At 61.9% G+C, this 26,299-nt stretch carries 26 protein-coding genes; 5 read left to right on the forward strand and 21 right to left on the reverse strand.

The window, feature by feature from the left end; all coding sequences use genetic code 11:
• Positions 1-53 precede the first annotated feature (53 nt).
• The 18 genes from A9762_RS17450 to A9762_RS17530 form a co-directional block, all read right to left on the reverse strand.
• Positions 54-1,283 carry a beta-ketoacyl-ACP synthase gene (locus A9762_RS17450; protein WP_069343280.1) on the reverse strand — a complete coding sequence of 410 codons (1,230 nt, stop codon included), beginning with the start codon at positions 1,281-1,283 and terminating at the stop codon, positions 54-56.
• Positions 1,283-2,008, reverse strand: coding sequence for a 3-ketoacyl-ACP reductase FabG2 (locus tag A9762_RS17455; RefSeq protein ID WP_069343281.1), 726 nt, complete (start codon positions 2,006-2,008; stop codon positions 1,283-1,285). The genes A9762_RS17450 and A9762_RS17455 overlap by 1 nt, the downstream gene beginning before the upstream one ends.
• Positions 2,005-2,478, reverse strand: coding sequence for a hypothetical protein (locus tag A9762_RS17460; RefSeq protein WP_069343282.1), 474 nt, complete (start codon positions 2,476-2,478; stop codon positions 2,005-2,007). The genes A9762_RS17455 and A9762_RS17460 overlap by 4 nt, the downstream gene beginning before the upstream one ends.
• Positions 2,475-3,680 carry a beta-ketoacyl-ACP synthase gene (locus tag A9762_RS17465; RefSeq protein ID WP_069343283.1) on the reverse strand — a complete coding sequence of 402 codons (1,206 nt, stop codon included), beginning with the start codon at positions 3,678-3,680 and terminating at the stop codon, positions 2,475-2,477. Before A9762_RS17465 ends, A9762_RS17460 begins: the two co-directional genes overlap by 4 nt.
• Positions 3,677-6,103 (reverse strand): MMPL family transporter, encoded by a 2,427-nt coding sequence (locus tag A9762_RS17470; protein WP_069343284.1) that lies wholly within the window; start codon positions 6,101-6,103, stop codon positions 3,677-3,679. Before A9762_RS17470 ends, A9762_RS17465 begins: the two co-directional genes overlap by 4 nt.
• Complete coding sequence (locus A9762_RS17475; RefSeq protein ID WP_069343285.1) at positions 6,100-6,783, reverse strand: outer membrane lipoprotein carrier protein LolA; 684 nt, start codon at positions 6,781-6,783, stop codon at positions 6,100-6,102. Before A9762_RS17475 ends, A9762_RS17470 begins: the two co-directional genes overlap by 4 nt.
• Complete coding sequence (locus tag A9762_RS17480; protein ID WP_240493605.1) at positions 6,768-7,226, reverse strand: thioesterase family protein; 459 nt, start codon at positions 7,224-7,226, stop codon at positions 6,768-6,770. The genes A9762_RS17475 and A9762_RS17480 overlap by 16 nt, the downstream gene beginning before the upstream one ends.
• Entirely contained in the window at positions 7,216-8,853 is a 1,638-nt protein-coding gene (hutH, locus tag A9762_RS17485) for a histidine ammonia-lyase (protein WP_083254028.1), read from the reverse strand. The genes A9762_RS17480 and hutH overlap by 11 nt, the downstream gene beginning before the upstream one ends.
• A 2-nt stretch (positions 8,854-8,855) precedes the next feature.
• Positions 8,856-10,604 carry a glycosyltransferase gene (locus A9762_RS17490; RefSeq protein ID WP_069343287.1) on the reverse strand — a complete coding sequence of 583 codons (1,749 nt, stop codon included), beginning with the start codon at positions 10,602-10,604 and terminating at the stop codon, positions 8,856-8,858.
• Positions 10,601-12,451, reverse strand: a complete 1,851-nt coding sequence (locus tag A9762_RS17495) for an AMP-binding protein (RefSeq protein ID WP_069343288.1) — start codon at positions 12,449-12,451, stop codon at positions 10,601-10,603. Before A9762_RS17495 ends, A9762_RS17490 begins: the two co-directional genes overlap by 4 nt.
• Positions 12,448-13,086, reverse strand: a complete 639-nt coding sequence (locus tag A9762_RS17500) for a hypothetical protein (RefSeq protein WP_240493606.1) — start codon at positions 13,084-13,086, stop codon at positions 12,448-12,450. Before A9762_RS17500 ends, A9762_RS17495 begins: the two co-directional genes overlap by 4 nt.
• 9 nt (positions 13,087-13,095) lie before the next feature.
• The gene (locus A9762_RS17505) at positions 13,096-13,341 is read right to left on the reverse strand and encodes an acyl carrier protein (protein ID WP_069343316.1); all 246 of its coding nucleotides are present in this window, start codon (positions 13,339-13,341) and stop codon (positions 13,096-13,098) included.
• Positions 13,342-13,361: 20 nt separating this feature from the next.
• The gene (locus A9762_RS17510) at positions 13,362-13,637 is read right to left on the reverse strand and encodes a phosphopantetheine-binding protein (protein WP_069343289.1); all 276 of its coding nucleotides are present in this window, start codon (positions 13,635-13,637) and stop codon (positions 13,362-13,364) included.
• A complete protein-coding gene (locus A9762_RS28190; protein ID WP_170836264.1) occupies positions 13,618-14,406 on the reverse strand; it encodes a 1-acyl-sn-glycerol-3-phosphate acyltransferase in 789 nt (262 codons plus the stop codon). The genes A9762_RS17510 and A9762_RS28190 overlap by 20 nt, the downstream gene beginning before the upstream one ends.
• A gap of 79 nt (positions 14,407-14,485) precedes the next feature.
• Positions 14,486-15,325: a beta-ketoacyl synthase chain length factor gene (locus A9762_RS17515; protein WP_083254031.1), complete on the reverse strand. Its 840-nt coding sequence runs from the start codon at positions 15,323-15,325 to the stop codon at positions 14,486-14,488.
• Positions 15,326-15,703: 378 nt separating this feature from the next.
• Entirely contained in the window at positions 15,704-16,540 is an 837-nt protein-coding gene (locus A9762_RS17520) for an NRDE family protein (RefSeq protein ID WP_069343291.1), read from the reverse strand.
• Positions 16,531-16,854 carry a DUF4936 family protein gene (locus A9762_RS17525; protein ID WP_069343292.1) on the reverse strand — a complete coding sequence of 108 codons (324 nt, stop codon included), beginning with the start codon at positions 16,852-16,854 and terminating at the stop codon, positions 16,531-16,533. The genes A9762_RS17520 and A9762_RS17525 overlap by 10 nt, the downstream gene beginning before the upstream one ends.
• Before the next feature lie 23 nt (positions 16,855-16,877).
• Positions 16,878-18,005 (reverse strand): folate-binding protein YgfZ, encoded by a 1,128-nt coding sequence (locus A9762_RS17530; protein WP_069343293.1) that lies wholly within the window; start codon positions 18,003-18,005, stop codon positions 16,878-16,880.
• Positions 18,006-18,191: 186 nt separating this feature from the next.
• On the opposite strand from A9762_RS17530, the gene mltG reads away from it, so the two are divergent.
• The 5 genes from mltG (at position 18,192) to A9762_RS17555 (ending at position 22,703) form a co-directional block, all read left to right on the forward strand.
• Positions 18,192-19,187 carry an endolytic transglycosylase MltG gene (gene mltG, locus A9762_RS17535; RefSeq protein WP_069343294.1) on the forward strand — a complete coding sequence of 332 codons (996 nt, stop codon included), beginning with the start codon at positions 18,192-18,194 and terminating at the stop codon, positions 19,185-19,187.
• Between the two features lie 23 nt (positions 19,188-19,210).
• Positions 19,211-19,846, forward strand: coding sequence for a dTMP kinase (gene tmk / locus A9762_RS17540; RefSeq protein WP_139133279.1), 636 nt, complete (start codon positions 19,211-19,213; stop codon positions 19,844-19,846).
• Positions 19,847-20,055: 209 nt separating this feature from the next.
• Positions 20,056-21,096, forward strand: coding sequence for a DNA polymerase III subunit delta' (holB, locus tag A9762_RS17545; RefSeq protein WP_069343296.1), 1,041 nt, complete (start codon positions 20,056-20,058; stop codon positions 21,094-21,096).
• Between the two features lie 29 nt (positions 21,097-21,125).
• Complete coding sequence (locus A9762_RS17550) at positions 21,126-21,908, forward strand: TatD family hydrolase (protein ID WP_069343317.1); 783 nt, start codon at positions 21,126-21,128, stop codon at positions 21,906-21,908.
• 120 nt (positions 21,909-22,028) lie between these two features.
• Positions 22,029-22,703: an ankyrin repeat domain-containing protein gene (locus A9762_RS17555; RefSeq protein ID WP_069343297.1), complete on the forward strand. Its 675-nt coding sequence runs from the start codon at positions 22,029-22,031 to the stop codon at positions 22,701-22,703.
• Between the two features lie 36 nt (positions 22,704-22,739).
• On the opposite strand, the gene A9762_RS17560 is transcribed toward A9762_RS17555, so the two are convergent.
• From A9762_RS17560 to otsB, 3 genes are all read right to left on the reverse strand, one after another.
• Positions 22,740-23,555, reverse strand: coding sequence for a crotonase/enoyl-CoA hydratase family protein (locus A9762_RS17560; protein WP_069343298.1), 816 nt, complete (start codon positions 23,553-23,555; stop codon positions 22,740-22,742).
• Positions 23,556-23,670: 115 nt separating this feature from the next.
• Positions 23,671-25,089 carry an alpha,alpha-trehalose-phosphate synthase (UDP-forming) gene (otsA, locus tag A9762_RS17565; RefSeq protein WP_069343299.1) on the reverse strand — a complete coding sequence of 473 codons (1,419 nt, stop codon included), beginning with the start codon at positions 25,087-25,089 and terminating at the stop codon, positions 23,671-23,673.
• The gene (otsB, locus tag A9762_RS17570; protein WP_069343300.1) at positions 25,086-25,913 is read right to left on the reverse strand and encodes a trehalose-phosphatase; all 828 of its coding nucleotides are present in this window, start codon (positions 25,911-25,913) and stop codon (positions 25,086-25,088) included. The genes otsA and otsB overlap by 4 nt, the downstream gene beginning before the upstream one ends.
• Between the last annotated feature and the right edge of the window lie 386 nt (positions 25,914-26,299).

Genomic DNA, 26,299 nt, shown 5'->3' on the forward strand with positions numbered 1-26,299 from the left:
AGCGAGCGCTAGCGGCGACGGCTTCCGGACGACGTAAGGTGATGAATTTGCCCTCAGGCGGCGAATCGCTGGAAAATCAATGACGTGTTGATGCCACCAAACGCGAAGTTGTTGCTCATGATGCACTGGGCTTCGAGCATCCGCCCCTGGGCGCCGGCGATATGGTCCAGCGAGGCGCAAGCTGCGTCGGGAACATCCAGATTGAGTGTGCCTGCGAACCAATTGCGCTGCATCATTTCAATCGCCCACCATGCTTCGATGGCGCCACACGCACCGAGTGTGTGGCCGAGATAGCTTTTCATTGCGCTGATCGGTACTTCGCTGCCGAATATTCTGTTGGTGGCCTCACTCTCGGCAATGTCGCCACGATCGGTTGCCGTACCATGGGCGCTGATGTAATCGATGGCGTCGGGGCGAAGGCCGGCATCTGCAAGCGCTAGCTCCATGGCTCGGGCCATGGTCTCGGCTGTCGGTTGCGTCACGTGATTGCCGTCCGATGTACAACCAAAGCCCACGATCTCTGCAAAAATCGTCGCACCGCGCGCTTGCGCATGTTCCAGCGATTCGAGAACCAGAGTCGCCGCGCCTTCACCGATCACCAGACCGTCGCGCGCCGCATCGAATGGACGGGGCGTAAGTTCGGGTTCCTCATTTCGTGTGCTGGTCGCGTATAGTGTGTCGAACACCGCGCTACCCGGCCCTGAAAGCTCTTCGGCGCCACCGGCGAGCATGATCTGCGTGCGGCCGAAGCGGATTGCCTCATACGCGTATCCGATCGCCTGACTGCCCGACGTACACGCGCTTGAGGTCGGGATGATGCGGCCTTGCAACCCAAAATGAACGCCGATATTGACGGCTGTCGTGTGCGGCATCATCTGGATGTAGCTTGTCGACGTGACACCCGCCATGGAGCCGGTGTCGACCATGACACCGAAAGCGTGGATTGGGGCGATACTTCCGGACGAGGACCCGTAGGCCACACCGATCTGTCCACGGTCATAAGCGCTGACGTCGAATGCTGCGTGTGCAAGCGCAAACTCGGTTGCCCGCAACGAGAGCTGCGCAACGCGCCCCATCGATCGTAGTTGCTTGCGCGGCCAGTGAGGGGGTGGCGCGAAATCTTCCACTGGGCAGGCGAGACGCCCGTTGAGCAGTTCGAAATAGTCCCACTCCGGCATCTTGCGGACTGCATTTTTTCCGGCAAGCAACGCGGCCTCAATGTCTTCCCATCGATTGCCTAGGGCAGTGACTCCACCGAATCCGGTGACAACAACGCGATTCATCAGACAATTCCTCCGTTGACACCGATAACCTGCCGGGTGATGTAGCTTGCGCCGTCGGACATCAGGAATGTCACCGCATGGGCCACTTCGTCCGGTGTACCGATACGATTCATGGGTACCATGCGCAGCGCCTCCTCCATCGGGATACCTTCCAGCATGCCCGTGTCAACCAGCCCGGGTGCAACGCAATTCACCGTGATCCGGCGTGACGCCAGTTCGACTGCAAGCGCCTTGGTGGCGCCAATCAGACCGGCTTTTGCGGCGCTGTAATTCACTTGACCGCGATTCCCGATGACCCCCGAGACCGATGCTATTGTGACGATGCGTCCGCCGGCGCGAAGACGAACCATGGGCATGGTCAGCGGGTGAACCACGTTGAAGAAGCCATCGAGACTTGTGTCGATTACGCTGTCCCAGTCTTCGTCCGAGAGAGCAGGGAACGCATTATCGCGTGTGATGCCAGCGCCGCAGATAATGCCGTAGTACGCGCCATGCTCGGCAACGTCGGCTTCAAGCACGCGACGGCAGGTATCGCGATCGCGTACGTCGAATTGCAGCAGATGCGCGGTACCTCCATTGAGACGAATATCCGCCACAGTGGCTTCGCCGGGAGCGATTTGTTCACGGCAATGGACTGTGACGGCAAATCCCTCTTTAGCGATGCGCAGGGCAATTGCGCGTCCGATGCCTCGGCTGCTGCCTGTGACGAGAACTCGGCGAGTCATATGAGATGCTCCAACAAGAATGCAGAAAAATCGGTTGGCTGGTGAACCTTGATCGTCGCAGTCGCGACCGATTCGCCGTCACTTTGCACGGTACAGTCGTAGGCGCCGTTGCCGGTACCGTCGCGCAGCACACAACTGGCGTAGACGAGGACCGGCTTGCCGCCTTGCAACGAAGCCACAGTGGCTTCGAGGCGGTGCGTACCGAGCAGCACCCCCGGGGCCGGGGGCTGGCCATTCGCGCGGCGCGTAAGCGCCTCATGCGCAGCGATGGCCTGCGCCATGAGTTCGATGACGATATGTATCGGCATGTCGCCTTGCGGGTCCGCATACCATGCCCGCATGTCTGGCGTCGCCTGAACGCAGATAGACGCCGCGTCGTGTGTCACAACTGTGTCGATCAGCAGCATAGGCGCACGATGAGGTAGCAACTCATCGATGGGCGGGTAGGCTGCGGAGGTGGTCAAAGTCATCGGGTCCCGGTCCTCGAGAGAATCACACTGACGTTGTTGCCACCAAAGGCAAAAGCATTGGTCATGACGTGGTTGGGAGGGCGACCCAGGGTTGTGCCCACTCGTGCGAATCGTAGGGGACTCAGCGACGGGTCGATTTCATGGTCACCGACATGTGGCGGAAGACGGCCGTCGCCGGTTAGTGCGAGCCAGCAAAATCCGATGCCGGTAGCGCCCGCGGCACCGAGTAGGTGCCCGGTCATTGCCTTTGTGCCACTTGCCCACGTAGAGGGACCAACGCACGTGTAAGTCGCAAGGCTTTCCATGGCATCGTTCTTCGGGGTGCCGGTCGCATGTAAATGTACGTACTCGATATCGGATGCAGCGAGACGTGCGTTGGTGAGGGCGATGCGCATGGCGTCGAGCGCACCGCCGCCGTCGGGTGAGGGCGACGATATGTGATGGGCATCGCTGGTCTCTCCAATGCCCGTTAGCGCAACGTCGCTCGGCTCGCGGGACATCAGGCAGAGCATCGCGCCTTCGCCAATGTTGATCCCATCGCGATCCTGGCTCATTGGGCGTGTGAGGCCGCTTGCAAGCGATTCCAGTGCGCCAAAGCCCCCCAGCGTCAATCGACACAACGCGTCCGCTCCGCCAGTGACAACGGCATCGCATATATCGTTGTCGATGAGCCGTCGTGCTGCACCGAACGCCTTGGCACTGGAGGTGCAAGCCGTCGAAATCGTGTATGCAGGGCCGAGTATGCCCAACAAGTCGGCGATGAATCGGGACGGCGCTCCGAGGGTTTGCTGTAGATAGTGATAGTTCGCTGGCAGCGTGCCGGAGTTTGCGAGCATGTGCAGCGCCGCTCCCCCTTCGTCGATACCTGAGGTGCTGGTGCCGATCACCACGCCGATTCGCGCAGCGCCATACCGGGCGACGTGATGCGTGAGGGTTGTGCGCAAGCGCTCTGCGGCCGCGACAAGAAGCCGGTTGTTGCGACAGTCGTACTTTTGAAGTCTTTGGGGGAGGGCTGGCAATTCGTGATCTGCCAGGCGCACAGCACCGACGATGCATGATGGCAACGTCGTTACCGAAGGCCCGCGGTCGTAAGCTCGCATGCCCGACGTGTCGCCCGCCAACAGACGAGATTCGATCTCAGGCAGATCGTGGCCCAGCGCATTGATCATGCCCAGCGCGTGAAGATAGACGGGGGCCTTCATGAACGATGCTCCGAGAAGCGCAGGCTGTAGGGTGCCAGCAGCAATGAAAGAGCGATCCCGGTCGTTAGGGTCAGGCCGAAAGCATGCAGGCTTGGCATGCTACTAAAGGCCAGTAGCCCGAACGACAGCAGGGTCGTTGCCGCGGACATCAGCGTACCGGCTACCGCAATGGCTGTCATACGCTCGTCCTCCCCTGCGCGACGTTCGCCTTCGCGTAGAAAAATGGCGTAATTAACGCCGACGCCTAGCACTAGCATCAATCCCATTTGCGCAAACAGCGTGAGCGGTATGCCGAGATATCCGAAAGTCGCAAATACGGCGGCGATGGCGAGCAGCGTGGGCGACAGGGTGGCGACGGCTCCACGCCATCCATAGCGAAGGGTCAGCAGTGTTGCCACAATGGCTAGCGCCGCGGCAAGCCACATGCTGCTGGCCACGCGATAGCGTGCGAAAAGTGCCGAGATGGAGGCTGCTTTGTCGACGTAGGTGACGCCGGGAAGGTCGGCGGCGAGGCGTGCGGCTGCGGCACTGTCGCGCAGGCCGTATGGACGCACCAGGCTCGCGAATTGATACGAGCCGGTGGTGTTCGGGGCAGCATCTTCACGAAGAGGCAGGCGACCTATCCACAGCGCGCGCAGCGGCGTTGATCCAGGCCACGCCAACCATTGGTCAACGCGCAGTGGCGGTTCTTCCTTCTCGTGGATGTAGGCTTGAGCGTATTGCTGTGCGAAGTCGGTACGAAAGCCTGCGTGTTTCATCGCCGACACAAGCGTTTCCTGCGAGTCGAACCGAGCAGCCCCAAGTAACGCCCGATTGTCCAGTTGCCGTTGCACGGACGGAACGAACTGCGAGACGCCTGTCCAGCCTGCGATGGGGGCGCGCTTGTCTGTGATGGCGGCATCGAGACGAGCGCCGAGTTGCTCCTCGCGTCTGAGCAGTGCTTCTTCGCTGTCGGCTTGAACTAACCAGAATTGCGTTGTCGCGTCGATACCCGTGATTTGTGAGATGGAGTCCTCTTGCGAAACGAGTGACGGCTCGCGAGAAATCAGATGACGAATGTCGTCGTCGGCGCTCAGTCGCCACCAGCCGGGCAGGCATACCAGCACAATTGCGCAACCGATAACGGTGCCACGCCGACCGGCCAGCGCGCCGCGCCAGATGTGCAACCAGCGTAGCGCCAACGAGATGACAGGGTTGCGTAGCGGCGGGACTTGTCGGGGCAAAAACGCGGGAAGTGCCCAAACGACAAACACATACGACGAAAGCAGTCCGGCAAGCGCAAATACGGCAATTTGGCGCAGCGCCGGAAATGGCACTATCCCGAGCACAGCATACCCAAGCACACTTGTCGCAAGTGCGATGCGCAGGGCTGGTTGGATAGCTGGCAGGACGCGCTGCGAATCTTCGCGCGCCAGGCCGCCAATACCGACGAAATATTGAATTGCATAGTCGACGGTTTCCCCTATCAGTGCCGCACCAAAAATGAGCGTCAGCAAGTGAAGTTCGCCGAAGACGACCAATGTTGTGACGGCTGCACAAAGTGTTCCAAAGGCGATTGTTGCCAATCCCATGGCGAGCACACGTCCGGAGCGAAACGCCCACAACATCAAGAGAGCAATGCCGAGCGTGGCGACGACGCCAATGCGGTGCAGCTCCATTTCGGCCTGTGATCTCGCGGAGGCTGCGTGGAAGACGGCGCCGCTGCGAAGCACTTGTACGCCGGGCAAGGTGTCGGCAACCTGCGCTTGAGCTTGGGAGATAACCCGGAGTACTCGTTGTTGCACTGCGGTGTCGAACGCGGAGCCACGTGTTTGCAGCAGGATGAGAATCCATGTCTTGCCATCCTGGCGAGCACTTAACCAACCTTGATCCGGCGATATCCGGAATTGTGCGAACGGCAGATGCGCTAGCCAGCGATCCAGCCAGCCAAAGGGGTCGTCTGCCGCCTCGGTGAGCCCGACGGGGGAGTGGGAGAAAGAGAGTTGCAGGGGGTGCGTTTCGCCCGACGTTCTGTCACGAAGCTGCGCTTGCAGTTCTGCACGGTCGTCAGGCGTCAGCAGGGTAAAGCGATACGGCAGATAGAAGTTCGAGAGGAATGTCGGGTCGAACGGCGGGACCTTTCCCTGTACGCTGGAAAATGCATTGCTGGCACGCGCCAGCGTATCGAATTGCTGTGCGGCCGCCCGTGCCGTAGTGGCGTCGGCCGCACCGATCAGGATCACCACACGGTCACTCACGCTGCCTGCCAGATGTTCTACCGCTTGCTCGGCAACCGGGTTGCGCTCAGTGGCGGGTAGCAATGACAGAATGTTCGTCTGCAAGGGCAGATGACGCACACCGAGCAGCCAGACGCCAAGCAACGTCAGGCTGACGACGAGGCCGATGACTGCCAGTCGGCGTAATGTTTGAGCGCTTCGCGTCATTCCACAACCTTGAACAAGCGTTGTTCGCGAGCGTCGGGCTGGTCTGCCGTTCGTACTTTATCGAATTGCCATTTAATGGATTCGCCGCGACGGGTTTCGAGCAATGCACTGCGGACTACGGTGTCGCCAGCGAGAGTGAGGCGTTTCACCGCTTGCGCAATTTGCGGTTGCGTTGGCGTAAGCACCACCTGCCATTGATTCAGGGTGCCATTGACGGTAGCGGTGAACTGGGAGGCAAGGCCGCTGGTGTCGCCGCGCATCAGTGCATTCGACCATTCAGTGACCTGTTGCGTGATCGCAGACGGCTGTGTGTCGAGCGACAGCACATTACCCTCTGCGTCGAGGCGAGCGCTGCGCGTACGGCCGTAAATAAAGCATTGAGGGTGCGGCGCTTGTACTTGCCAGATCACACCATGCTCCCGTGCAAACACCAGCTTGCCTCGCGTGATTGCGGGTGTTGTCAGTAGAGGGGACGTACGTGTCTGCAAAAAATCGGCATTGATCACCGGATGAATACCGAGTTGAGACAGAACCCTCTGCAGCAAAACCAGATCGGCGCCGGACGGCGCATTTGCGGTCGACGTCTGGGCACTCACCGTGTTCGTCGGGGATAGCGTAATGAGCGCCAGCGTTGCCGATATCAGTATGCCGGCAACGCGCGGCGTTAGCCGGCGATCCATGCAGCCTCCAGCTTCTCACTCACCACCGAAGGGCTCACGAATTGCATTTCGCCAGTGCGTGCGTCGACCGCTACCTGCATCGTGTAGCCTTTTGTAAGGCGCTGATGCGTGGCGATATCGTGTATCTCGTAGGCAATACGCAGGCGATTTTCGTACTCGATCAATGACGCACTCACGCGTACGTGTTGCCCGTAGCGGGCCGGGCGGACGTACTTGAGATGGCATTCGACGATCGGCCACAAGTATCCTGACGCCTGCATCTGCGGATAGTCATAGTTCAAGCGCCGCAATAGAGCGCAGCGTGCAATCTCGAAATACTTTACATAGTGCCCATGCCACGCCACTTCCATGGCATCGACGTCATGAAAGGGGATTTCGACGTCGGCGCTTGCTACCAGCCAAGGTGCCTTTTCCGGACGGCGACCGTTCATCTCATTCGTCATGGGAGAGATCGCCTCCGTTGGCGAGCCAGGTACGAACCGAACGCAATTCTTGTTCAAGTGCCCGGTCTTCCTCAACGAACGGGGAGTGCGTTGCGACCGTATCAAGCCAATGGCGCAACGCGTCAGACAACGACGACGTGTCGGATGACATTCGGGTACGTAGTGCAACGGCCTGCGCGACGGCGAGGGTGTGGGCGGCTGCAACCTGCTCGGTCAGCATTAGCACTCGTAGGCAATCGCGCGCGGCGATGGTGCCCATGCTGACCTTGTCCTGATTATGCGACTCGGTTGAGCGTGAGAAGACGCTCGCCGGCATCGTGTGCTTAAGCGCCTCTGCTGCCCATGCCGATGCGCCGATCTGCACGGCTTTGAATCCGTGATTGATGGGGGCACGCGGTCCGGTCGAACCGCTAAGGTTTCGGGGCAGGCCGTTGTTGAATTTGTCATCGACCAGCAGGGCCAGCTGGCGGTCCATAAGGTCGGCAATGTTGGCGACCGCAACCTTCAGGCTGTCCATTGCGAACGCGATGTGGCCGCCATAGAAATTCCCCCCGTGGTGCACCTCACCGGTGTCCGGATCGATGAGAGGGTTATCGTTCGCACTATTGATTTCGTTTTCGACATCGCGACGCACCCATCCGAGTGCGTCCACCAGCACACCGATGACATGCGGCGCGCAACGAAGCGAGTAGCGATCCTGTAACCGAGCCTCGGGGGAGGGCGCATGTCCGCAGAGGTCGTCACGAATCCAGCGCGCGGCGTCACGTTGACCTTCATGCGGTTTGGCGTCGAACAGCGTGGGATGAAAGTGCGCGGCGTGCCCATCGAGCGCCACGGTTGTCAGTGCTGTCAGTCGGGATGCCAGACGGGCCAGTGATCGGCTGCGCGCAAATGCCAGGCTCGCGAGTGCAGTCATGACGGCTGTGCCGTTCATCAATGCCAGTCCTTCCTTCGGCGCTAGCGTAATCGGTGCGCCCCCCGTGGCGGCAAGGACATCGGAAGCCGCGCACAGGCGGCCATTGTGCTTGACGTCCCGTTCGCCGATCAGGGCCGCGGCAACGTAGGACAGCGGGGTGAGGTCCCCGCTGGCGCCGACCGAGCCTTCCGACGGGATGCGGGGCAGAATGTCGTGATCGAGCAAGTGAATCAGTGCTGCCAACAGCTCGGGGCGTACCGCGGAGTATCCCTGTGCCAGAGATGCCAGTCGACAAGCGATCACCGCCCGGACAGCCTCGTCGTCGAGCCATTCGCCCATGCCGCAGCCGTGGTAGCGCGTCAACTGCGCAGGCAGCGCTTCCACGAGCGACATGGGAACGTCGACCACGCAGGCGTCACCGTACCCGGTCGTCACCCCGTAGACGGGATTACCCGCCGAAAGATGCGCATGCAACGCACTCACGCCGCGGCGGATACGGTCTTGCCACGCGGAGTTCGTTGACAATCGCGCCGTTCGTGCCCGGTGGGCGATCGAAACGATATCTTCGATGACAAGGCGTGAGTCGCCGAAAACCACTGAGGGTGCAGCGGCTTGAGGTGCAGGATCGCTTACGGATACGTCGCCCAGCACGAGGTAGTTTGGCGTGTTGAGGCCGATAGAGGCGTCGGTGCGTGAAGTCGGGAGTTGCATGATTACTGCGGCGATTTGCCGCGCCAGAAATCAAAAAAGTTGAACCACTGCATCGGATACCGGCGGCAGTAGTACTCAAGGCGATGCGCATAGCGCTCGGCGTAAATGCGCAGAGCGTTTTCCCTATTGCCGCGAGGTAATTCCACGATGTCGGCGAATCGCTCGAAATACAGCCGGTAAGACGTCTTGTCGCGAAGGCAGAAAAGCAGATACACGGGGCATTCGAGAAGTGCCGCGAGAATGAATGGTCCCTGAGCGAATGGTGCCGGCGCACCGAGGAATGACGCCTGCACGGTGCGCCCCTCATCATTGGACGGAACACGGTCGCCAACGATGACGAGCCAGTCTCCGCGATCGACACGTTCGCGCAACATGATGGCGGTCGCGGGGCCGATGTCGTCGACTTCGATCAGGTTGTCGGCGAAATCACGATTTGCACCGTGGAGGACTGAGCGGAATCGCTGTGCATGGCGGGTGTAGACCACTGCGTGGATCCTGTCGATGCCGCGAGAGCGCGCAAGCGCGCGAGTCATTTCCAGGTTGCCGAGATGAGAGCCGATAACCAGTGCACCGCGAGAATCGCTCGCCGCATTGTCCAGGATGGCCGGGTCCTCGATTTGCACATGACGCTCGCCGAGCAGTCCGCTCCATGCGGCAAACTTGTCCAGTGCCGCGTTGGCAAACGCTTGCAGATGTCGGAACGTGTGCCAGAACGTAGGGCGGGGGAGCGAGATTTCGGGCGCCGCATTTCGGAGTCGCTGCTGATAGTCGCGGGAGGCAGCGCGCGCTGTCACATCTTTCAATGCAAAATAGGCGACCACAGGCACAAGGCAGGCGCGCGCAGCGCCCAATCCGAAACATCGGCAGGCGATTGCCAACAAGCGCATGCCCAGCAAGCTGCCGCGTTCGGGACGGCGCCACCAGGCGACGTCGACATCGAGACTCGCTCGCTTCGCCGTTGCATCCTGTGTCGCCGGGCGACGAAGCTTCCGCCATATCAGCGCCGGGGCGCGCGGAATCATGCCGAGTACCAACCTCGTGTGCATGAGCGAAATACCTATGTTGTCGCCGACCATTTTGAAATGCGATATCCCATTTTCCGGATATACGACACGTGTTCGCATGTTGTGAATGGCCACGCCACGCCAGTGGAGTCGCACCAGAATATCGGTGTCGAAGGCCATGCGTGCGGGGGGGCGGTGGCGTGACAATACCGCGCTCGTCGCTTTGAGCGGATAGACGCGAAAGCCACACATTGAATCGACAATGTCAAACGATAACGTCTCTACCCACACCCAGAAATGCGTGATGTAGCGACCGTAGAGCCTTCCCTTGGGAACCGAGGCGTCGTAAAGAGGTGTGCCGCAGATGACGGCATCCGGATATGCGAGCGCCGCGTCGAGAAATACGGGTACGTCGGCCAGATCGTGTTGTCCATCGGCGTCGACTTGCAACGCATGTGTGTAGCCGAGCGCATGCGCGCGTAGCAGGCCGTGGGTGACGGCGCCGCCTTTGCCGAGATTTTGCGGCAGTCGCTCCAGCGTGACCGCACCGGCATGTGTGACAAGAATGGCCTCAAGGACTGCCCGAGTCGGTGCGTCGCTTCCATCGTCGATCAACAGGACCGGTATGCCTTTCGCAACGAGCGTATCCACGATGCGGCGTATGTGCATCGGGTGGTTATACACAGGGATCAGTACACACGGGACGAAGCCATGCCCCGGCGAGACGGGGGTGAAGTCCGGTGTCATTGAGATACCTCTGCGGCAAGTGCGAGCGGCGTAGCGTAGGCGAGATAGCCTGTTGCCGCAGTGGCCTGCGTGCCATCGTAACGATACTGAACGCGATGGCGCGATGCGTCGTACGTCAGTGTGAGTTCCAATAGGGTGCCCGGCAGCACGGGGGCTGAAAACTTGACCTGCTGCAACGATAGCGGGGTGTGGTTCACCCAGGCTAGCTGGACGGAATCTCGGCGCGCGTGTTCGAAAGCGAATCGACTTGCCCAATCGATCAATACGACACCGGGTAGTAGCGGCAGACCTGGGAAGTGGCCCTTGAAGTGAGCAAGATCGACCGGCACGCGAAGGGCGATCACGACGGAATAGGGGGGCGAATGGGGGGCAGTTACCGCCTCCCCATCGCTCGGACGGACACCCAATATTGACGGCAGCCAAGGCGAGGCCGGGGCAAAGCATGCGGCCACGTCGGCAGTGGTGCGCTTGCCACGTTCGTTGACAGGCAATTCCGCGAGGAAGCGCCAGCGCCGGGGAAGCACGGTGGAATCAAATGTCTCAGCCAGCGTACTACGTAACGTTTCGCGAACGACCTTGAGCGATTGTGTCTTCCACGCAAGGCGTCCCGACTTGCTTAGCACCACGGCAACCGCAGGACGCCCGGCGATGACGAGCGCGGTGGCATCGTTGACCCACGCGTGACGCGTCAATGCAGCTTCTACGCTCGGCAGCGCGAGTCGTTTGCCTTCAATCTTGACAATCCGGTCCAGACGCCCCGTCAAGGCAAACGATCCGTCTGCGTGGATGGCTGCGCCGTCGTCGGTGCGCCACCATTGCCCGTCATTGACGCGTGGTGAGCGTATTTCTAGTCCGCCTTCCGCATCGATGCGAATGTCAGTGTCGTCAAGCGGTGTCCAGCGAGGCGTGATGTCTTGTTGGCGCCAGGCGATGCCCCCCGTTTCCGTGCTGCCGAAGACTTCGATCGGTGTGCGGGCAACGGGCGCGGCATGGTCATCGGAGGTGATCGCCGGTAGCGTGTTCGAGTATTGTTGTGCGGCCTCCGCAGGCAATGGGCCTCCCGAGGAGAAGGTCACTCGCGGAGCATCTGCCCATAAACCTTCGCCGAACAGCTTGGGCCAGCGTGTCAGCTGTGCGGGTCCGGCGACCCACACGACCGCCGGCCAGCTTCGCCAAGGTTGGGCTTGCGCCGGTTCAGCAAAGGTGTGTCGTGCGAATGGCACGCCTGCGGCCAGCGGCCAAAGCACCCGAAACCAGAGACCATAAATGTGATGGCACGGCACGCTGGCGACGACGAGGGCACCCTGGAGTCGCGCACCCCAATGCCGATGCAGCGTCTGCACTTCGTCGTCGAGTTGCATCAACGTCTTGGTGATCGCCTTCGGTTCGCCAGTACTTCCTGAGGTGTAAATGACCAGTTTGCAGGTTGACGAAAGTGCGGGCAGCGAAGCGGGTGTATCTGTATAGGCTCCGGTCTTGGCTATTGATCCAAACATTTCTGCGTCGATGGCCAGATCGTAAGCAAAAGCCAGGTCCACACGGGTTTTCGCCAGGGTGTTGGGCAGCACGACGGGCGTTTTTCCGGCCGCCCATGCGGCAAAAAGCGCACAACTCATGTCGAACGGGTCGTCCAGACACAGCGCGATGCGCTGTAGCGAATGCGCCGCGAACGCGACGCTCAGCAAGTGCACATGAGCACGCCATTCGCCGATATTTAGCGAGGCCGAGGCTTCCGCGCGGTCCCGTCCATCCACGCAAACGGTTTGAGACGCAGGAAAGGGGGCGCGAAGCAGCTCGGCCAGCGCGGTACATGCACGGGCCGGGACGAGCGATTCCGGCGTAGTCATGCCTGTGCCTCCGGAATCGTTGCGACAGACGCCTTGCGTGCAAGCATGCGCCGGCGATAAAGCCATTCGCCGGCGAACATCAAACCAATCAGTACGTAGGCAATGGCGCCGTTGTAGAGCGACCAGATCTCACGTGATGTCCAGATCGCAGTGAATAGCGCGATACCTCCGTTCAACATGAAAAAGGCGATCCACACGCGCGTGACTTTGCGCAGGTACGGCGTGGCGTCTGCCGGTAAGTTGGGTTGATGCAGCCGGGCAATTCGTTCGATCATCGACATCGGAGCGCGCAACGACATCGCGAACGTGATCCCCATCCCAATGTTGACCGCGACTGGGTAGCAACGTAGTAACAGCTCGCTATTACTCATCGCCGTGGCGCACGCTAGCGCAGCCAAACCGCCCGCGACGGCCCATTCAATGGGCATCAAAAGCCGATGCGTGCGCAAATTGCGCCGGTAACGCAGGAAAAGTCCAGCGAGCAACATCAGCGCGAGGTAACGCGGTGCAAGCAGTGTGATCCCGGTCAGGATCAGTGCGGGATAGGCGAGCGCGGTAACGACGGACTGCCAACGCATCCGTTCGGCGGGCACGTGTGGGAGCGATGCCGGTGCGTCGATGTGAATTCGCGGCATGCTTGTGTGTCAGTCGTTTAACAGCGTGTGCACGGCAACGACCACGTCGCCGACAGTACGCACGCTCTTGAAGTCTTCCGACTTGATGCGCTTGCCGGTCATACGTTGTAGCTGAATGGCCAGATCCACCGCATCGATGCTATCCAAATCGAGTTCTTCGAAAAGATGTGCCTCAGGCGTTACCCGTTGTGGTTCGATCTCGAACGTGTCGTGCAGGATCGTGCGCAAACGGGACAGGATTTCCTCATCCGTCAGGGGTAATGTCAATGTGCTCATTACGCTTGTTCCTTAGCAATGCAACCGCGCTCGCGCAGTAATTGGGCGAGCGTGGCGACGCTTCGAAATTGAGCGCGTGCGGACTCGTCGTTTGATTCGATTTGCAAACCGAAGCGCTTGCGCAGGGCAATGCCCAACTCAAGTGCGTCGATGGAATCCAGGCCGAGACCATCGCCGAAAAGCGGGATGTCGTCAGTGATGTCATTCACGCCGATATCTTCCAGTTCCAGCGCCTGGACGATCAATTGCTTGATCTCAAGTTCTAGTGAAGCCATGTTGGGAAATTTGACTAGTAAAAAAATGTTCCGCGAGTTGCGTCAGGCGTCTCGCTGCCAGCGGCGTTGCCGTGTCCGGCGGCGCGCTGTCCGATACACTCCGAGCCGCCGCCGGTTCACCTTGAATCGCCCCCTCGCGCGCGCAGGATGGTGACATCGACGTGTAGGTACTGATGTCGGATTCCAGCACGCGAATTCGCAGAGTCGGTTGTACGGGGAGGAGGGAGTACCAGCGGTGCTGTTTTGTGTACGCCGGCGGGTCGCAATCAATCAGAACCGGCACGATCGGACAATCGTGCGCGAGCGAGATGTGGGCAAACCCACGGGAAAACTTCCCGAGCCTTCCTCGAGACGGGCTACGCGTGCCTTCTGGAAAGACGATGAGCGGTACATCGTCGGCAAAAGCTGCCTGACTCGCACTGACGAGCGAAGGGCCGCCGTCATTGCGTAGGTAGCCTGCCGAGCGTACGATGCCGGCGAAAAGTGGATTGCGCCAATGTCGGCTTGTGACGATGCAGCAGGCACGAGGCATTAGGGCGAGCAGGATTGCGACATCGAGATAAGAGGGGTGATTGGCGATCACAATGGCTCGTCCCAGTCGCCGCAATTTATCCTCGTTTTGTAAATCGAATCGGATGACGCCCATCGCGCGGCAGCTCGCGACGAGTGCAGCGAAGCATCGGTGCACCATCGCCATCGCGCAGCGCCGGCGTATACGTGCAGATACCGGAAGCAGCAACAGTCCCGGGAAAACGATCAGCGAAAACACAAGACCGCCTGCTGCGAAGCACGTCCACAAGAGCACGGATGCGGCACATCGGCCGGCTATGGCAAGGCGGAGTTGCATGTCAGATATGTGCATGCTGCGTGCCCTCCTGCCAATTCCATTGCCAGTCATGATGTTCACCAAACCAGGAGTTGCTGCCGCCTGTCGTCAGAGATGCCACCAGGCTATCGCTCTGCGACGGTTGCGCTGAGCCACTTGCCTGCCCGGTCGGCAGGTGCATCGTGCAAGTCAGCCGATTTGGCGCATCTGCATCGATGAGCAGAGCTAGCGCGCTGGTCGCTTCGTCGCTTTGTCGTGCTGTCGGACCGTAGCATTCGGGCGGGGCTTCGAAAGCGTGAATCACCAGCACCGGCAATTCGGGGACTTCACGTAGTTGCGTCCATGCGTCCAGCAGCGCGTAACCAAGCGTGTCGTCATTCGCGGCGACGGCATTGATGGCTGAGCGGTCTTCGCGTGCGATGCTGAGAACGCCTGGCGTGGCATTGAGCACGGATAGGCTGAAGGCGGTCGGGGAGGGCAGTTCGCCTTGCGTGAGCGCTTCCAGCATTTGCGTGGTGCGTGCGATCTCGCCGTGTTGCGACGCATAAACGATTCGGCATGCCGGAGGCAGTGGGCCGCAGTTCGACGCAACGGACAAGGCAAGCCGCGCCAGCGGACTCAGCCGGCGACGTAGCATTGGGTCGGAAACGCCCGTGTCTGGTTGACTGGCTGGGGCGGTACTTGCCTGGCGGTAAGCCCATCGCCGTACCGGTAACGTCCAGCACGCAACTGCGTGGTCCAATGCAGCGGCCGCCGTTTGTCTGGCTACCGCCGCCTTTGGCGAAGATTCCACAATGGAGACATCCCCCGAAGCCCATTGTGGCGCGCGATCTCTTAATCGCACGTCGTAGTTTTCTGGCATGGCTAATAATTGGAAAAAAGCTATTGCCGCTTTGCTATGCCACGGATGCTGAGCTCCGCTTAATGTGTTATCCCGCGTGCCGCTCTACACGACCGGGAATGGTTTGAAAGCCGACGCTGTATCGCGTCGTGCTTCACATAGCACCCCAAAAAGTTTGGCGTGCAATTATATCCAAATGTAAGACAGCGAAATGTTTGTTGGTAGAAGAATGTGGCGTTTTTGATAGAAAGCAGGAAATGCTTAGTGACACGCGCACCAAATATTGCTTGTCTGATGCGGGCGAACGGGGATGAGAGGCGAAAACAATACGTGAATCGCGTTTCTCGAATGAGGCAGAAAATTGAGAATCGATCCCGGTTTTTGTCGCCGGGAGGAAAATCAGAGGTCCGCAGCTTGGATGCCTGCAGAAAAAACGGGGAAAGTGAATTCTCGCCGATTGGATACGTTTTCAGGCGCTTGGCCAGGTAAAACGGTGGCCTCGATGATGTCGATCGTGCCGTCGCGGTGATAGCGCAGCAGCGTGGTGCAACGCGTCCCATAAGCCGGCGATGCAATGAAGGCTGCCGAGAGCCGCTTCTCCCACTCGCGTGCGACGCCGGTTTCCGGCAGGGCCTCTTCGGCGGCTTCGGACGCATCGCGCATGACCTCAAGTAGCGTCAGATCATCAGCCGTGTTCTCAATGGCCTGACGGAGCGCATCCCGACGGCTCACGAGCTTGGGCCAGGGCGTATCCAGCAGTGCGTTCGACAGCCCGTGCAAGCCTGGTGTGACCGGATGCGCAACAGGGGCCGATGCCGCGCCATCGTTACCGTTCACATCCCGATTCCCTAGCCAGTACAGCTTGCCCGCGGGCAAATCGCCGGCAAGGAGATTGAAGCCGGCGTATTCGTGCGCATGCTTCTCGATGCGCAGCAAATCGTCGTCGAATGAGGTGGCGTCCAGCATGGCGGACACCAGCAGACCGCGCGAGGGCGTATCTTTCGGCGTCATTGGCGCACGGCCGTCGCGGAAGTTGGTGAGCGCGGCGAAGCGTCCGGCGCGATTGACGCCCATCCACGTTCCCCCGCCTCGCAAATCGCGTCCCGCCAGCACGTCGGGGCGATCCGACCACCAGTGCATGGGTTCGGCGGGGCGCTCGAAAAATTCGTCGCGATTGGCGAGAAGGACCAGCGGCGTGGCGGCGTCAGGCTGCCAGGAGAAGACGATCAGGCACATGGGGGTGGGAGCGTCGGCATGTCGACGAAACACTCGACGTGCCGCCCGCCTTCGAGATACGCCGCGAGTCCGCACGCCACCACCATTTGCGGCAGCGCCGCGATAAAGGCGGCGTCGACGTTGTCGTAGCGCTCCATCCAGGTCGACACGTTTTGGGTGGCGTCGTTCGGTGAGGCATCGGCACGCGATTGTAGGCGTCCGCTCACGCCGAACTGGGTGGCCGTCAGCGCGAAGAGTCGCGCGACGGCCTGCCGGGCGGCGTCAGCGTGCGTGGTCGATACGCGGTAGTAGACGTAGCAGTCCATCGAGTCCATCGGCAGTCGCGGGCGCGGCTGAATCAGGACGCTGCCGCCGACGACGCGGGCATCTCCGTCGGATCGATGATCTCGTAAGGCAACTCGGCGAACGCGAGCGCCGGACCGTCGGCCGCGCCGAGGCGTACGTCGTCGGCTTCGCGCGCGGCGAGCTTCAACTCGACGAGTACGTCGTAGCCACCGTTCGGCGCGGGCGCTGCCTGCACGACCATGCCGCATGGCTGGTCCGGATCGCTCGTCTCGACCAGTTCCTGACCGGGGACTGGTTGACCGGATTGCGTGCCATCGACATGCGCCAGATGCAACCGGCGTTTGATCGTGCCGCGATACTGGCTGCGGGCGACGACTTCCTGGCCCGGATAGCAGCCCTTGCGGAAGTTCACGCCGCCCACGACTTCCCAGTTGATCATCTGCGGCACGAACTGCTCTTGCGTCGCGGTCGTGACGCGCGCCACGCCGCTATGCACGTCGAGCCACGCGGCGAGCGTCGGATCGACGGCAACCACACCATCGGCTTGCACCAGCGAATGCCAGGCGTCCAGCGCCTGTGCGACCGGCACGCTCCAGAGGAAGCGCGAGAGCGAACGCGCGGTACCGGCTTCAGGCAGACGAATCAGGCTCGTAGCGTTGGCCGGTGCATCGCCCATCGTGGCGTGCACGGCGGCCAGCGCAGCGGCGGGCAAGGCGGCGAAGGTCCGGGCGAGCACGGCTTCGGCGGCCGGACCGCCGACTTGCAGCAACACGTGCGTGGCGGTGCCGTCGGTCAGTTTGGCCTTCGCGCGAAGTACGAACATCGACAGGCGCTTTTGCACGGCAGCCTGCACAGCGGCATCGCCCGCGAGATAGATCGTCGCGTCGGGCGACGTGTCGCGCCACATCAGGAAGGTCGCAAGCAGGCGGCCCTTGGCGGAGCAATAGCCCGCCAGACGGGCTTGTGCCGGTGAGAGTCGCTCGACGTCGTTGGTCAACTGGCCATGCAGGAACGAGGCCGCATCGGCGCCGTTCACGGCGATCAGGCCGGTATCGCTCGCCAGCGCTACGAAGCTGCCCGAGCGCAAGGCGTCGAACTGTCCGGCGCGCTCGGCGGGCGAGATATCGGAAGGAGAAGCGGCTGCCGCTTGCGGCAGGAGGTCACGCCATTGGGAGGTCATAAACGAAAGTGCCTGTCAATCTGTGAGGGTTCGGCAAGTCAAAGTATTATATTGGGTCTTCCGCCAGGACGTGCGAGCCCGGTTCGATGTGCAAAATGCGCCTCTCGAACCTGTCGTCGTCACATTCGTCCGGCCGACGAGTCCCCCGAACCCGCTGCCGCCCTCCGGCGACTTATCCTGCAATTCATGTCTTTCATCAAACGCCTGTTTGTTCTGTTGATTGTCGTCGCATTGGCGGCGGGCGGCGCTTTTTACTATTGGGCTCAGGCACCGCTGCAATTGGGTAAGCCGACGCTCGACGTCACGATCAAACCCTACAGTTCTGTGCGTAGCGTGGCCACGCAGTTGCGCACCGGGGGTGTGCCGGTGCATCCGCTGCTGTTCAATCTGCTTGCCCGTGTGATGGATGTTGGGACCAAGCTCAAGTCGGGCAACTACGAGTTCGCCACTGGCATCACCCCCATGGAAGTGATGGACAAGCTCGCGCGTGGCGACGTCAATCAGTACGTGGTGACGATCATCGAGGGCTGGACCTTCAAGAAGATGCGCGCCGAGATCGATACGAACCCGGCGCTGCGTCATGACACGGCCGGGCTGCCCGACGCCGATCTGATGCAACTCGTGGGCGCAGATCGCGCCGAGGCCGAGGGCATGTTCTTCCCCGACACCTACCTTTTTCCGAAAGGTACGAGCGATATCGATATCTATAAGCGTGCCTATCGCCTGATGCAGAAGCGTCTGGACGAAGCCTGGGCGTCGCGCGCACCGGGATTGCCGTACACCACGCCGTATGAGGCGCTTATCATGGCGTCTCTCGTCGAGAAGGAGACGGGGCAGGCCGTGGAGCGAGGGCAGGTTGCGGCAGTGTTCGTCAATCGACTGCGCAAGCGCATGCTGTTGCAGACGGACCCGACGGTGATCTACGGGATGGGCGATCTGTATACGGGGCGTCTGCGCAAGCGTGACTTGCAAACGGACACACCCTACAACACGTACACGCGGGCGGGGTTGCCGCCAACGCCGATTGCGCTGCCCGGTGTGGCGTCGCTCGCTGCGGCGCTCAATCCCGCGCCGACCGATGCCCTCTATTTCGTGGCGCGTGGCGATGGCACCAGCCATTTTTCGACTAATCTTCAGGAGCACAATCGCGCCGTGGACAAATATCAGCGAGGTGAGCAATGACGCATTCCCCCGAGGCGCCAGCAGTGGTGCCGGGCAAGTTCGTGACGTTCGAGGGTATCGACGGGGCGGGCAAGAGCACGCACGTCAACGCCTTCGTCGATGCACTGCGTCAGGGACTGGCTGCGGTCGGGCGTGACGTCGTCGCCACGCGCGAGCCGGGCGGTACGCCGCTGGGCGAAGCCTTGCGCAAGCTTGTGCTCGACGAGCCGATGGATCTCGAAACCGAAGCGCTACTGATGTTCGCCGGTCGCCGGGAACATCTGGCCAAGGTCATCGAGCCGGCGCTGGCGCGAGGTGACTGGGTCGTCTCCGACCGCTTCACCGATGCGACGTTTGCCTATCAGGGCGGCGGGCGTGGTCTGTCCCGCGAGAAACTGTCGATTCTCGAGCGCTGGGTGCAGGGCTCGCGTCAGCCCGACCTGACGATCCTGTTCGATCTCGACCCGGCGATTGCCGCCGCACGACTCGCCGGCGCTCGGGCGCCCGACAAGTTCGAGCGCGAATCGGCCGCGTTTTTCACGCGGGTTCGCGAAGAATATCTGCGCCGCGCCGAGGCGTCGGGCGGCCGCATGGTGCTGATCGATGCCGCGCAAAGCATCGACGCGATTGCGGGGCAACTCGCCGACGTGTTCGCCCGGTTGGGCGTGCCGGGGCATTAAGGGGCCGGCGTCGGCGTCGGCGTGAATAGGCCGAGCGTTCAAAGCCGCAAGGTAGCCGGGGCACGAATCGCCTGAGGCGCAATAACACGCGCATAATCCGGTTACGGCGTCTGTCGGACGGTGTCTGCGGTGAGCATCGAGAATTCACGCCCCCGACCTGACGTAACGAATTGTCTGTCATTACTGCAATATCCGGCCAAGGAGCCCACATGCTGTATCCGTGGCAGTCACAGGACTGGACACGCCTCAACGACCTGCGCGCTCAGATGCCGCACGCGCTGCTGCTGCAAGCCGTGCCGGGCATCGGCGAAGTCGCGCTCGCCCGGACGTTCGCACAGGGTCTGCTGTGCGAAGCGCCACGCGCCGATCATTTTCCCTGCGGCACCTGCGGTGCATGTCAGTGGTTCGCCAGTGGCAACCACCCGGACTTCCGTGTGATCTGCCCGGAAGCGCTGGCCGAGACGTTACCCGGGGCCGAAGCGCGCGCAGAGGCCGATGGGGAAAAGAAGACCAAGACCCCGAGCAAGGAAATCAAGATCGAGCAGGTGCGCGAAGTGATCGACTTCGCGAGCCTCGGTTCGCACCGTCAGGGGCGTCGCGTCGTGCTGCTGTATCCGGCCGAATCGCTCAACGTGCACGCGGCGAACGCGTTGCTCAAGACGCTTGAAGAACCGCCGGCAGGCGTCGTTTTCCTGCTGGTGACGACACAGCCGGACCGGTTGCTGCCGACGATTCTGTCGCGCTGCCGCCGTCTGGTGCTTACGCGTCCCGACGAGGCGCAGGCGACGCAGTGGCTCATGGGCGAAGCCGGTCTCGATGCCGCGACCGCCGCCGCAGTGCTCGCCGAAGCGGGGGGCGCACCGCTTGCGGCGCGTTCGCTCGCCGAGCCGGAGGAGCGGGGCTGGCGCGACTGGTTGCTGGGGCAATTGGCGCAAGGCGGCGCGGTCGACGCGTTCGCCTGTGCCGAACAACTGCACAAGGGCAGCCTGCCGGGCATTCTCGAGACGCTGCAACGCTGGTGCTTCGACGTGCTGGCCGAGCGCATGGCCGGCAAGGTCCGGTTTTTCCCGGGCCAGTCGCAGGCGCTGCGCCGTTGTGGCGATACGACCGACGACGTGCGGCTGCTCGGTTTCCTGCGCGAGCTCGCGCAACAGCGTCAGGTGCAAAACCATCCGCTCAATACGCGGGTCCTGCTCGAAGCGCTATTCCTGCAATACAAACAGTTGTTCGGTGGTCAGGCATCGCTTTGATGCAGGACACCGGCAACCGATCACCCATCATGTTCATCGATTCGCACTGTCATATCAATTTCCCGGAACTGGCCGAGCAGATGCCGGACCTGCTCGCGCGCATGCGCGAGAACAAGGTCAGCCATGCGCTGTGTGTCTCCGTCGATCTGCCCACGCTGCCGCAAGTGCTGGAGATTGCGGCACAGCACGAGAATGTTTACGCGTCCGTGGGCGTGCATCCCGACTATGAGGACACCCCTGAGCCCAGCGTCGACGATCTCGTTCGTCTTGCTGCGACGCCCAAGGTCGTTGCCATCGGTGAGACCGGACTCGATTACTACCGGCTCGAAGGTCGCAGCATCGAGGACATGGAATGGCAGCGCGAGCGCTTTCGCACGCACATTCGCGCCGCGCGCGTCACCGGAAAGCCGCTGATCATTCACACGCGTTCGGCGGCAGACGACACGCTGCGTCTCATGCGTGAAGAGGAAGCTGGCGAACCGGCCGGTGTGATGCACTGCTTCACGGAAAGCTGGGACGTGGCCAAAGGCGCGCTCGACCAGAACTTCTACATCTCGTTTTCGGGCATCGTGACGTTCAAGAGCGCACGCGACTTGCAGGACGTGGCGCGGCGCGTACCGCTTGAACGTATGTTGATCGAGACGGATTCACCTTACCTCGCGCCAGTGCCGTATCGCGGCAAGCTCAATCAGCCGGGGTATGTGCGTCACGTGGCGGAATTCATCGCCGACCTGCGCGGCGAGCCGTTGCAGAAGATTGCTGACGCGACGACGGAGAATTTCTTCCGCCTGTTCGCGACCGCGAAGCATTGAACTTGTCTCGGCGGCAGCATTCGAATCGACGCTTTTGATCCACCGCGTTGGTCGCCGCTTCATTCCGTGTTTCGCCCAACATGTTTCGCCGAGTTTCCGGACTACCGACAGGAGCCCCCGATGCGTAAATTTTCGATTTTCCGACTGTTCACCCTGCTGAGCGTGCTGTGGTTGACGGCATGTGCCACGGCGGCGACGTCCAACACGGCGCTGGTGAAGGCCGTTGTGTTCGACGATACCAAGGCCGTCGCACAGGCACTCAAGTCCGGTGTCGATCCGAATGCGCGGGACGAGAAGGGCGACCCGTTGCTCGTCATTGCGATGCGTGAAAAGTCGGTGGGCGTGGCGAAACTGCTCATCGAAGACAAGCGCACGGACCTCGAAGCGACCAATCGTGCCGGCGAGAACGCGATGATGCTCGCGTCCTTGCAAGGTCTCACCCCGATGGTGAAGCTGTTGATCGACAAGGATGCCGAGGTCAACAAGAAGGGCTGGACACCGCTGCATTACGCGGCGACCAATGGTCACGACGACATTGTGCAAATGCTGCTCGACGCTTCGGCCTACGTCGACGCCGAGTCGCCCAATGGCACCACGCCGCTGATGATGGCCGCACGCGGCGGTCACATCACCACGTGCAAGGTGTTGCTCGACGGCGGTGCGGACGTCCGTCTGAAGAACCAGCTCAAGATGACGGCGGTCGATTTCGCCAAGCAGGCGAACCAGAAGGAAATTGCCGACGGCCTGAGCAAGCGCCTCGCGCAATTGCCGCCGTTGCCCGCCCCCGCAAACTAACGGCAATCTGAAGTCTCGCCGCCGCGACGTCTCCGGTTACGGGGTGTCGCGCGGCGCTCCGTGACGGCCGTCTCCGGCGAGAAATGCCCGGGCGCCGGCAATACCCTCCGAGAACACCACGGCATGCCCGGCAGCGCCTTCTTGCTGCAACGCGGCTTCCAGTGACAGATCCCATTGTGCATAGGCCGCCCGGCGGTCGGCGCGCAGCGCCCCTTGCGGCAGTTCCGCGAGTTGCTGGGCGAGCGCCAGGGCGCCCTGACGCGCCATCCCCTCCGGCACCAGCCGGTTCACCAGTCCGATTTCGTAGGCTTCCTGAGCGCCGACGGCCCGCCCCGTCAGAATCATGTCGAGTGCGCGGCTCATCCCGATCAGACGAGGCAGGCGGACGGTGCCGCCGTCGATGAGCGGCACGCCGAAACGACGGCAGAAGACGCCGAACGTTGCGGAGTCGTCCGCTACACGAAGGTCGCACCAGAGCGCGAGTTCCAGTCCCCCGGCGACCGCGTGACCGCTGACGGCGGCGATGACGGGTTTGTCCAGGTGACGCCGGGTCAGCCCCATCGGGCCGTCGCCGCTGCCGTCCGGGGTGACCTCGTTTCGACGTTCCGGATCGTCGAATGCGGAAAGGTCCGCGCCCGAGCAGAACGAGGCGCCGTTACCGCACAGCACGGCAACGCAGGCGCTTTCGTCCTGTTCGAAGGCGAGTAGGGCATCGCGCAACGCGGCCGCCATTTCCCGGTCGACCGCGTTACGTCGCGTTGGTCGTGCCAGCGTGATGAGAGTGACGGGCCCGTGGGTCTCGACCTCGACACACGGGGCGGTTGCGGAAGTCGTAGAAGAACGTCGGCTCATGGCAGTCTCCCGAGGGCTTCTGCCGTCGCCTTTCTGCCCCGTGGGCGATATAAAGACCACAAGGGGTCATCACGGGACAGGCCGGCGTCAGACGATCACGTCGTCGGCCGGGCCGTCAGGCGGCGGCGGGTTGGGCACAACGCAGTAGCGCCGGCGTCGCGACTGCCGGCGCGCGCAGATCGGTAATGAATCGGTCGCGCCACGTCGATAGATCGTGCTCGCGCAATGCCATCATCATGCTCTCGTGGCGCGACTGGCGCTCGGACAGCGACATGTTCAGTGCAGAGCGCAACGCTTCCGCCATTCCGTCGATGTCATAAGGATTGACGATCAGCGCGCCGTCCAGCTCTTGCGCGGCCCCTGCGAAACAGGAGAGCACCAGCACACCGGGGTCGGCCGGATCCTGCGACGCGACATATTCCTTCGCGACAAGGTTCATGCCGTCGCGCAGCGGCGTGACGTACCCCACTTGCGAGGCGCGGAAGAACGACATCAGGACTTCGTGATCGTAGCGCTTGTTGATGTAGCGCAGCGGCGTCCACGCGAGATCGGAGAAGCGTCCGTTGATGTGCCCGGCCTCGGTCTCCAACTGGCGTCGGATCTCGCCGTAACCGGCGACATCCGACCGGCTCGGCGGCGCGACCTGCACGAAACTGACCGTGCCTTGCTGGTTCGGCCAGAGTTCCAGCAGTCGCTCGAACGCACGAAAACGCTCAAGCATCCCCTTCGAATAGTCGAGACGATCCACGCTCATGATCAGTTTGCGTTCCTGCAAACCCTGTTTGAGATCGAGGATGTGCTTGACGGTTGCGCGTGCGGTGGCCTGCTTCTGGATTTCATCCGGATAGACGCCGATCGGGTAGACGCCCGTGCGCAGGGTGCGCTCGTAGGCGGTGATCGAGCCGTCGGCGTTCATCTTCGCGCCGGCGTGGCGCAGCAGGTAGTCGGTGAAGGCCGTCCGGTCGGTTTCGGTCTGGAAGCCGACGAGATCGTATTCGCACATCGCTCGCACGAGGGCTTCGTGCGGAGGCACCGTCATGAGCACCTGCGGCGACGGGAACGGGATGTGAAGAAAGAAACCGAGTCGCTGCTGCACGCCGATCTGGCGGCACGCCTGCGCGAACGGCAGCAGATGGTAGTCGTGTACCCAGATGAGGTCGTCGCGTTCGAGCAGCGGCGCGAGCAGGGCGGCAAAGCGGGCGTTGACGTGGCGATACCCGTTGTAATCGTCGCGCTGGTAACGCGTGAGGTCGTCGCGATAGTGAAAGGTCGGCCACAGGGTCGCGTTGGAGAAGCCGCGATAGTACGTGTTGTAGTCGCGGCGCGTGAGCGGCACGGTGGCGAACGTCACGTTGTTGCGGTGAGTGATTTCCGGCGCGCTGGCCGGTTCCGCATCGATCTCGCCGTTCCAGCCGAACCACATGCCTCCGGTGTCCTTGAGCGCGTCGAACACCCCGATGGCCAGACCGCCGGCCGTCGGTTTGCCCTCCGTCACGGGGGCAACTCGGTTCGACACGATGACTAAGCGACTCATACGTCTGTCTCCTGTGAGGGTTGGGGTGGGGAAGGTGGTGCAGGCGAGGACGGCCGATGCAGCGTCAGCAGCCAGGCGGTGAGCGCCTCCGGCGTTGGCAGACGATGATGGGCGCATGTCTCCCCGTCCCCGATCTTGATCGTGATGCCGCCCAGGGCATTCACGTCGGCGAATCCGGCCTCGTCCGTGAGGTCGTCGCCGGCAAAGAGCGGCGTGCGTCCGGCGAACGGGGCTTCTTGCAAGAGCGTCGTGATGGCGCGTCCTTTGCTGACATGGCGTGGGCGCAGCTCGAAGACCAGTTTTCCCGGTTGGAGCGAGAAGTGCTCGGCGTGCAGGTCGGCCAGTGCGCGCATGGTGTCGCGCGCGACACCCGCCAGTTCCGGCGCGCCGCGATAGTGCAGTGCCAGCGCGCTGCCCTTGTTCTCGAGCAACAGGCCCGGGTGTTGTGCGACGAGGGCGTGCAACGGCGCGGCCATCGCGGCGATGCGCTCGGTGTCGGCGGCATGGCCCTCGGCGCGAAGCAGCAGGCCGTCTGCATGACGGAGTTCGGCACCGTGCAGTCCTGCCGCGGGCAGGCGCAGCGGGGCGAGCAGGCCGTCGATATCGTCGATGGCCCGCCCGGAGACCACGGCGACGGCGCCATGCGTACGCTCGAACAGACTGGCGAGGACGCGCGCGGTGTCACGCGGCAGCTTGACGGCGTCGGGGCGCGGCGCGAGCGGCGCCAGTGTGCCGTCCAGGTCGAAAAAGAATGCCACCTTGGTAATGTCGATGACGCAGGTGTCGGCAGGCGTCGTGGTGACCGATGATGCCGATGGCGCCATCGTTGGCAAGGCAGGAGGGGAAGACGCTAGGGGTTGCATGGCACTCCGTCGCTGTCGTGCCGCAGGTCGACAGGTCGTTCCAGGGCCAGCAGATGGGCTAGGGAGTGGGCAGACGAGGCGTGGCGTGCGGCGGTTTGATGGGCGGGAGCGCGGACATCCGCGCGGATAAACCCATCCTAACCGTTCAAAAAGCGACAGGGCGTCGTCTTAGGTATGAAATTCCTGTCAGACGAGTCTGACAAGCCGTAGAAAGGTAAGTCACTATTGAATATGAGAATCGTTTGCAATAACATTCGCTAATTGCCGCATAGAGGTCCATCGGGGACATGTGTGGCACGGCACACCTGCCACGCACGCGCCATCTCCGGCGTACGGACGTGCGTCGG

This window comes from Pandoraea sp. ISTKB, assembly GCF_001721285.1.
GTDB lineage: Bacteria > Pseudomonadota > Gammaproteobacteria > Burkholderiales > Burkholderiaceae > Pandoraea > Pandoraea capi.